This window comes from Dactylosporangium sp. NPDC051087, assembly GCF_055586325.1.
The window spans coordinates 141,855-150,131 of record NZ_JBVJIJ010000010.1 but is presented as its reverse complement, the minus strand read 5'-3'; the positions used below and the strand labels follow the sequence as shown (position 1 = coordinate 150,131).

Below are 8,277 nucleotides of genomic sequence, written 5' to 3'. Positions count from 1 at the left end.
CCGGCGGTACGATGGATTCCGGTTCGGACATGAGCCACGGGCGCGCCGGCGCCCACTCCCGTGCACGGGCCGATGCCAGCGCCCGCGAGCTGCGAGGATGCGCCTCATGTCCGCGGATCGACCTCTCGATCGACCCGACCTCCCAATCGACGCACACGCCGACGCAGGCGACGCCACCCTGGCCGCCGCCCGAGCCGGCGGGCTGCGATCCGGCGCATCCGGGGGCGATCCGGGGGACGACGGCCAAGCCACCGGACCGGTCGCCGATCCAGGGACCGATCCAGGGGGCGACGCACAGACGGTCGCCCGGCGGCTGATAACGGCGGCCGCGCGGCGGGAGACCGCGCAGGCCCGTGAGACGAGCCGGTTGGCGGCACTGCAGTCGCGGCAGGCGCAGGCGATGCTGGTGCGGCGGCAGCAGCACGCCATCGCCGCCCAGACCCGGCTCCAGGCGCTGCTGGAGCAGGCGGCCCCGCGGCTCACCCACGCCCGGCGGGCCAGGACTCTCGCCGACCGGACCCGACCGCCCGAGGGCACCGCAGGGGACTGACGGCCAGCGATTTGGCATCAACCTCGTCACGAACGGCCGCGACGGCGCACCACGACCGGCGGGAACGGGAGGAAACTGGGGGTGAGAGCGGCGCGGCGGGGACCGCCATCAGGGCCGCCACAGGGAGTAGTCAGATGGACCTGACGATCACCTTGTCCTCCCGGCGGGACGAGGACCTCATCGAGGTCACCGGCGCGGTCGACCATGCCACCGTGCCCTACCTGCGGGAAGTGCTGTTCGGGCTGCTCGACGCCGGGCGGTGCCGGATCACCGTCGAGGTGTCCGGGCTGCGGATCCTCGACGCGGCGTCGATCAGGGTCCTGTTGTGGCTGCGCGACCGGGCCGGGCAGGCCGGCGGCGACCTGCGCCTCGCCGGCGCGACCGGCACCGTCCTGTCCGCGCTGGAGATCACCGGCGTCGCGAAGCAGTTCCACGCCTACGAGCAGGTCGGCTGGCCGGAGTCGCAGCGCGACCGGCAGCTCGTCGACCTCGACGGCGTGCGCGTCGGTCACGACCAGTGGCCCGCCCAGGTCGACGGCCTGCTCGACCGGCTGCACACGATGCGCGAGGGCCCCCCGGACCGGGACCGGGTCCGGGTCCGGGAGACGATCATCGAACTGTGCCTGCCCGGCGCGCACCGCCTGGCCCGCCGCTACGTCGCCCGCGGGGAGATCCAGGAGGAACTCACCCAGGTCGCAGCGTTGGCGCTGGTCAAGGCCGTCGACGGCTTCGACGCCACCCGCGGCGTCGAGTTCGGCGCGTACGCGACGCCGACCATCCTCGGCGACCTGCGGCGGTATTTCCGCGACCAGAGCACCGGCATCCGGATGCCCCGCCGGCTCCAGGAGCTGCGGCTCGCCGCCGGGCACGCCCAGGAGCAGCTCACCCAGCGGCTGGGCCGGTCGCCGACGACCGCCGACGTCGCGGGGCACCTCGACGTCGACGAGGACGAGATCGTCGAGATGCTCGGCGCCTCGTCCGCGCACCGGCCGCTGTCCCTGAACGCCCCGGGGCCCGGATCCGATCATGACAACGCGACGCTCATGGACGTCATCGGCGGCGACGACCCGGCGTTCGGCCTGGTGGAGTACCGCCGATCGATTGAGGTGATCATGGCCGGGGTGCCGGAACGCGCACGGCTGATCATCGGCCTGCGCTTCTACGGCAACCTGACCCAGGCGGAGATCGCCCGCGAGGTCGGACTGTCGCAGATGCACGTCTCCCGGCTGCTGCACCAGACGCTGCGCCTCCTTCGCCGTAGGCTGACGGAATGAGCCACGGTCGTCGCGCGGGTGCCACCACGACGCGTTGCCCGGCCGGACCGTGCTGACCTGGACAGCACGGCCCGCGACCGCCGCGGTGGTGCTGCGCCTGACCGGCCAGCTGGACCTCGCCGGGGTGGCCCAGGTGCGCACCGCGCTGCACAAGACCCTCGCCGACCAGCCGGCGGCGATCGTCGTGGACCTCGACGGACTCACCGTCGAGGACGACGTGCTGCTGACGGTCTTCGCCGCCTTCGCCCGCACGGCCGTGACCTGGCCGGGGTGCGCGGTGCTGCTGGCCGCGCCGGACGCGGGGCTGCGCACGGCGCTGCACCGCGTCTCGATCAGCCGGCTGCTGCCCGTCTACCCGGACTCGCCGGCGGCGGCGCTCGCCGCCGCGTCGCTGCCCGCCCCACGCCGCTTCGACCTGTCGCTGCCGCCGGGCACGGAGGCGGTCACCGACGCCCGCCGGGCGGTGCGCGACGCCTGCGCCGGTTGGGAGCTGCCGCACGTCGTCGACGACGCCGAGCTCGTGGCCAGCGAGCTGGTCGGCAACGCCGTCAGCCACGGCGGCGCACCCATTGCGCTCGCCCTGGTCATGGGGCGGTACTTCCTGCAGCTGTCCGTGCGCGACGGCAACCCCGACCCGCCGGTGCGGCGGTTTCCCAGCCAGGAGCCCGCTGCGGAGATGAGCATCGGCGGCCGCGGGTTGCTGCTCGTCGAGGCCCTCGCCGCCGGCTGGGGCAGCAGGTTCGCCGGCCCAGGCAAGGTCGTCTGGGCCACGCTGCGCCTCCGCGAACCGCTGATCCGGCGCCGCCCCGGCCGCGCCCGCCAGGCGACCACCGGACAGCCGGTCACCGGCCAGGCGACCGCCGACGGTCACGCCCCCGGCGACCACGGCAAGGGCGGCACCTGAGCGCGCTCGGATAAGGCGGTGGCTGGGGTGTCGGCGTACAGTCGTGAGGCATGGGCACGCCCGCACAGGGTGAGGTGACCACACCGAGGGCAGTGGTCGTGATCGGCGCGTCCGCCGGTGGCGTCGAGGCGCTGCGGACCCTGGTCGCGGCGTTCCCCGCGGACTTTCCGGCGGCCGTCTGCGTGACCCTGCACATCCCGCGGACGGGCGTCAGCGTCCTGCCGCAGATCCTGTCCAGATCGGGTGCGCTCACCGCGGGCCACTCGCACCACGGCACCCCGCTGCGCGCCGGTCACATCCACGTGGCGCCCATCGACCGGCACCTGCTGCTCCAGGACGGCCTGGTCCGCCTGTCGCCGGGGCCCCTGGAGCACGGGCTCCGCCCGGCGATCGACCCGCTCTTCCGCTCGGCGGCCCGGCAGTGGGGTCCGCGGGCCGCCGGGGTGGTGCTGTCCGGCACCGGCGACGACGGCGCCGCCGGGCTGGCGGCGATCACCGCCCGGGGCGGCAGGGCGTTCGTGCAGGACCCGGCGGAGGCGCTGTTCCCCCGCATGCCGCGCAGCGCCGCGCAGCGGGTCCCCGGCTGCCTGGTCCTGCCGGTGGCGGCACTCGGCCCGGCCCTCGTCGCCTTCGTCGCGGCCGTGACCCGTCCGCCCGGCACCGCACCGGAAGCGGACGACCGCGCGGCCGGTCCACCGCCCTCGGCGCCGCTGTCGTCCACACAGTGACGCACGTGCGGTGCGTCCGCCGCGACGGCGGTCCGTGGCGGTACCGTTCGGGAGGGCCTGGGACCATCACAGGTGCCGGACCGGGAGGGCGACGATGACCGAGCCGAACTACGCGTTCGAGGCGCTGCTGACCTACCTGAAGGAAGCGCGCGGCTTCGACTTCACCGGCTACAAACGCTCCAGCCTGATGCGCCGGGTCGACCGGCGGATCGCCCAGCTCGGCATGCAGAACTACAGCGAATACCTCGACCAGCTCCAGGTCCACCCGGACGAGTTCACCACGCTGTTCAACACCATCCTGATCAACGTCACGAGCTTCTTCCGCGACGCCGAGCCGTGGGACTACCTGCGCACCGAGCTGATCCCGCAGATGCTGGCGGAGTCGAAGCCGGAGGCGCCGCTGCGGATCTGGAGCGCCGGCTGCGCGTCCGGCGAGGAGGCCTACACCCTCGCCATGGTGCTCTGCGAGGTGCTCGGCCCCGACGAGTTCCGGCGCCGGGTCAAGATCTACGCGACCGACGTCGACGAGGAGGGCCTCACCCAGGCGCGGCAGGCCGTGTACACCGAACGCGAAGTGCAGGCGCTGCCGGAAGGGATGCTGGAGCGCTACTTCGACGTCACCGGCAACCGGTACAGCTTCCGCAAGGACCTGCGCCGGTCGGTGATCTTCGGCCGGAACGACCTGGTCCAGGACGCCCCGATCTCCCGCATCGACATGCTCGTGTGCCGCAACACCCTGATGTACTTCAACGCCGAGACGCAGGCGCGGATCCTCACCAGGTTCCACTTCGCGCTGGCCCCGGCCGGGCTGCTGTTCCTGGGCAAGGCCGAGATGCTGCTCAGCCACGGCAGCCTGTTCGCGCCGGTCGACCTGAAGCGGCGGGTGTTCCGCCGGGCGGCCCGGCCGGCGTTTCTCGGCGACCCGGTCCTCGCCGCGCCGGCCCCCGCGCTCGACATCGCCCGGCTCACCGGCCTGGACCGGCTGCGGCACGAGGCGTTCGCCGCCGGCCCCGTCGCGCAGCTCGTGATCACCGAATCCGGGCTGGTCGCGTTCGTCAACCATCAGGCCGAGATGCTGTTCGGGCTGTCGACGACGGACTGCGGGCGGCCGTTCCGTGACCTGGACCTGTCCTACCGGCCGGTCGAGCTGCGCGGGCACATCGAGAAGGCGAAGGGCGAGCGGCGGGTGGTCCGGGTCGCCGACGTGCAGTACACCAGCATGCAGGGCGAGAAGGTGCACCTCGACGTGCAGATCCACCCGCTCACCGAGACGTCGGGCGAGCTGCTCGGCGCGGCCGTCGTCTTCCAGGACGTCACCACCGCCCGGCGGCTGCAGGAGGAGCTGGAGCACACCAACCAGCAGCTGGAGGCGGCCTACGAGGAGCTCCAGTCGACCAACGAGGAGCTGGAGACCACCAACGAGGAGCTGCAGTCCACGGTCGAGGAGCTGGAGACCACCAACGAGGAGCTCCAGTCGACCAACGAGGAGCTGGAGACGATGAACGAGGAGCTCCAGTCGACCAACGACGAGCTCCAGGCGATCAACGAGGAGCTGCAGGACCGCACCGGCGAGGTGCACGAGTCGAACATCTTCCTCCAGGCGATCCTCAGCAGCCTGCGCTCCGGGGTGGTCGTGCTGGATCCGGAGCTGCGGGTGATGGTGTGGAACCGGCGGATGGACGACCTGTGGGGCATCCGGTCGGAGGAGGCGATCGGCCAGCACTTCCTCAACCTCGACATCGGCCTGCCCACCGAGAAGCTCCGGCCGCTGATCCGCTCGGTCCTCGGCCCCGGCCCGTCCCAGGACCACGTCACGCTCGACGCGATCAACCGGCGCGGGCGCCCGACGTCGCTGCGCATCGCCGCGAACCTGCTCGTCGACGGCCAGGACGCCCCCGCCGGCGCGATCCTCGTCATGGACCCGGTGTCCCCGTACGGCGAGGAGCTGGCCCAGCCCGACACCCAGCCCGAGAGCGGCTGACCGGGCTAAAGCAGCGTCGCCCAGACGATCTTGCCGTCCGGGACGGCGGTGGCGCCCCACGCCACCGTCAGCGCCTAGACGATCAGCAGGCCGCGGCCGCCCTCGTCCATCGGGCCGGCGGGCCCGGTCAGGCGGGGCACGGCCGGGGACCTGTCCCGGACCGCCAGGTGCAGGTACCGGTCGCGGGCCGACACCCACGCGGTGACCGGCGCGGCACCGTGCAGGAACGCGTTGACCGCCAGCTCGGTGACGACCAGCTCGGCGTCGGCGCTCACCGCCTCCCGGCCGTGCCGCGCGCAGAACGCCCGCACGACCGCACGGGCCTCGGCGAGCCCGCCCGGCCCCGCCGGAGACCTCCCAGGTCACCTGCACGGGACCGGTGCGGCGGGCGGCGAGGGCCTCCGCCTCCGCGAGCCCGGCGGTCAGCGGCGTGTGCCGCACGATCGCGAGGCCGCCCAGCTCCCGGGCGAGCGGCGGCGCGGCCGAGTGGTTGATGATCTGGGCGCCCGGCCAGGCGGCCGCGGCCCGGGACAGCGCCAGGAAGACCGTCAGCGCGACCGGGTCTGCTGCGGTGACGCCGCCGAGGTCGACGAGCACCGCGACGGGCTCCGCGGCGAGCGCCTTGAGCACGGTCCGGCGCGGTGTGCCGGTCCAGGCGGCCCCGCACGGTGACGTACGCCAGCGGCGGCCTGTGCTCCAGGTCGCAGACGAGGAGCTCGGCCGGCACGGGACAACTGTAGACCCGGCCTGGCGGGTGAGGGGCCGCCGGCGGCGGCCCCTCACCGGTCGTCACAACGTGGTCTCGCCGTTGAGGCCGAAGAAGTCGTGCCATTTGGCGCCGCCGAGGAAGGCGGTGCCGGTGGAGAGGCCGACGTACACGTCGTTGGTGGTGCCCTTGGTGAAGACGATGATGTCGTCCTTGCCGTCGCCGTTGACGTCACCCAGGTAGGGGAACTCGCCGGTGAGGCAGAAGAAGTCGTTCCATTTGACGGTGGTGCCGGCGAAGCCGGTGCCGGTGGAGACGGCGGCGTAGACGTCGGCGTCGGCGTTGCAGGTGAAGGTGACGATGTCGGCCTTGCCGTCGCCGTTGACGTCGCCGACCCGCGGCTGCTCGCTGCCCACGGCGAACAGGTCGTGCCACTTCTGCGCGGCCCCGAACGACGTGCCGTTCGACAACGACACGATCACGTCCGCGGCCGTCGCCGGGCCCTGGGTGAAGGTGATGATGTCGGCCTTGCCGTCGCCGTCGACGTCGCCGACCGCCGGGTACTCGCCGGGGATCGAGAAGAACTCGTGCCACTTCACGCCGGGGCCGAAGCCCGTCCCGGTGGACAGGGCGACGTAGACGTCGGCGGCGGCGTCGTGGGTGAAGGTGATGATGTCGTCCTTGCCGTCACCGTTCACATCACCCACGGCCGGGACCTCCGTGCCCGGGGCGAACCAGTCGTGCCACTTCACGCCCGCCCCGAACGACGTGCCGTTGGACAGCCCGACGTACACGTCGCCGAGGGTGCCACCGGTGAACACGACGATGTCGTCCTTGCCGTCACCGTTGAAGTCGCCGGTCAGCGGGGTCTCACCGGTGAGGCCGAAGAAGTCGTTCCACTTCACCGAGGTACCGGCGAACGCGCCGCCGGTCGACGCCGCCACGTACACGTCGTTGAGGGTGCCCTGGGTGAAGGTGACGACGTCGTCCTTGCCGTCGCCGTTGAAGTCGGTCGGCGACCCGCCGTAGTACTTGCCGCCGGTGCCGCCGCCGCCCTGGTTGACCAGGGAGATGTAGTAGTTCCAGTTCCAGTTGGGGCCCGGGTCGGTGTGGTTGTTGCCCGGGATCTCGTAGTGGCCCTTGATCCCGGTGCGGTTCTTCGGGATGCCGTACTTGTCGCACAGGTACCGGGTGAGCGCCGCCGACGAGCGGTACATCGCGTCGGTGAACCAGGCGGGGTTGTCGACGTATCCCTCGTGCTCGATGCCGACGCCGTACGCGTTGCCGGAGCGGGCGTGGTACGCGGTGTCGCCCTCCCGGACCATCTGGGTGATCTCGCCGTTGCTGGACTTGACGACGTAGTGCGCGCTGACACCCGCCGCCGGGTTCTGGAACCAGTTGACGGTGCCGGCGTAGGAGCCCTGGGTCACGTGGATGATGACCGTGGTGATCCGGCTGGAGCGGCCCACGCCGTAGTTGGCGCCGTTCGCCGGGACCCAGCGGGCCGGGCCGTATTCGGGCAGCGCGGCCAGGGACGCCTTGGGTGTCCCGGCCGGCGCGACGGCGGCGAACCGGCCCAGCTCCGGTGCGACCCCGCGGGCCGCGATCGTGCCCGGCACGCCGCCGCTCAGCAGCTCGTAGACGTGGTCGGCGTAAAGGCGGGCGGTGGCGTCGTCGACGGACGCGCTGTACCGCGCGACGACCGGATACCAGGCGGCGATCCGGCCACGGTCGGCGGCCTTGAGCCCTTCGGCGTCGGCGAGGTCGCGCAGGACGGCCGCGCCGCCGCGGACGTTCGCCGGCGTGTCCGCCTTCAGCTTCGCCACGGCCGTGCCGGTGAGCGCCGCCGCGCGCTCCAGGCTGTGGTTGGAGGGGTTGCTGGCCAGGTGCATCACGCCGTAACCGTTGGCCTGGCTGGGTTTGCCGCCGTGCGCGTCGAGGCGGGTCTCGCCGTAGCCGACGGCGACGAGCAGGTCCCGCGGCACGCCGGACGCGGCGGCGGCGCTGTCGAAGACGGCCGCGAGGCCGGTGGGTGCGGCCGGTGCGGCGGAGGCGGGATGCGCGGCGCCGACCGCGAGCACGCCGGTGAGCAGGACGACGGCGCCACGGCGCCAGACAGTGCGCATGGGGGTCT

At 72.9% G+C, this 8,277-nt stretch carries 6 protein-coding genes and 1 pseudogene; 5 read left to right on the top strand and 2 right to left on the bottom strand.

The features are described from left to right. Positions 1-367: 367 nt before the first annotated feature. From ACZ6TV_RS20580 to ACZ6TV_RS20560, 5 genes are all read left to right on the top strand, one after another. Positions 368-550 carry a hypothetical protein gene (locus tag ACZ6TV_RS20580; protein WP_465298799.1) on the top strand — a complete coding sequence of 61 codons (183 nt, stop codon included), beginning with the start codon at positions 368-370 and terminating at the stop codon, positions 548-550. A 134-nt stretch (positions 551-684) separates the two neighbouring features. Then, positions 685-1,824, top strand: coding sequence for a SigB/SigF/SigG family RNA polymerase sigma factor (locus ACZ6TV_RS20575; protein ID WP_465298798.1), 1,140 nt, complete (start codon positions 685-687; stop codon positions 1,822-1,824). Positions 1,825-1,858: 34 nt separating this feature from the next. Further along, positions 1,859-2,728, top strand: a complete 870-nt coding sequence (locus tag ACZ6TV_RS20570; protein WP_465298797.1) for an ATP-binding protein — start codon at positions 1,859-1,861, stop codon at positions 2,726-2,728. A 50-nt stretch (positions 2,729-2,778) separates the two neighbouring features. After that, a complete protein-coding gene (locus tag ACZ6TV_RS20565) occupies positions 2,779-3,456 on the top strand; it encodes a chemotaxis protein CheB (RefSeq protein WP_465298796.1) in 678 nt (225 codons plus the stop codon). A 94-nt stretch (positions 3,457-3,550) separates the two neighbouring features. Further along, on the top strand, positions 3,551-5,437 hold the full coding sequence (locus tag ACZ6TV_RS20560) for a CheR family methyltransferase (protein WP_465298795.1): 1,887 nt from the start codon (positions 3,551-3,553) through the stop codon (positions 5,435-5,437). Between the two features lie 74 nt (positions 5,438-5,511). Here the strand turns inward: ACZ6TV_RS20560 and ACZ6TV_RS20555 are convergent. Both ACZ6TV_RS20555 and ACZ6TV_RS20550 read right to left on the bottom strand, forming a co-directional pair. Next, positions 5,512-5,775 (bottom strand): annotated as a pseudogene (locus ACZ6TV_RS20555) (ATP-binding protein); the annotation flags it as partial. Positions 5,776-6,226: 451 nt separating this feature from the next. Beyond that, complete coding sequence (locus tag ACZ6TV_RS20550; protein WP_465298794.1) at positions 6,227-8,269, bottom strand: N-acetylmuramoyl-L-alanine amidase; 2,043 nt, start codon at positions 8,267-8,269, stop codon at positions 6,227-6,229. Positions 8,270-8,277: the final 8 nt, after the last annotated feature.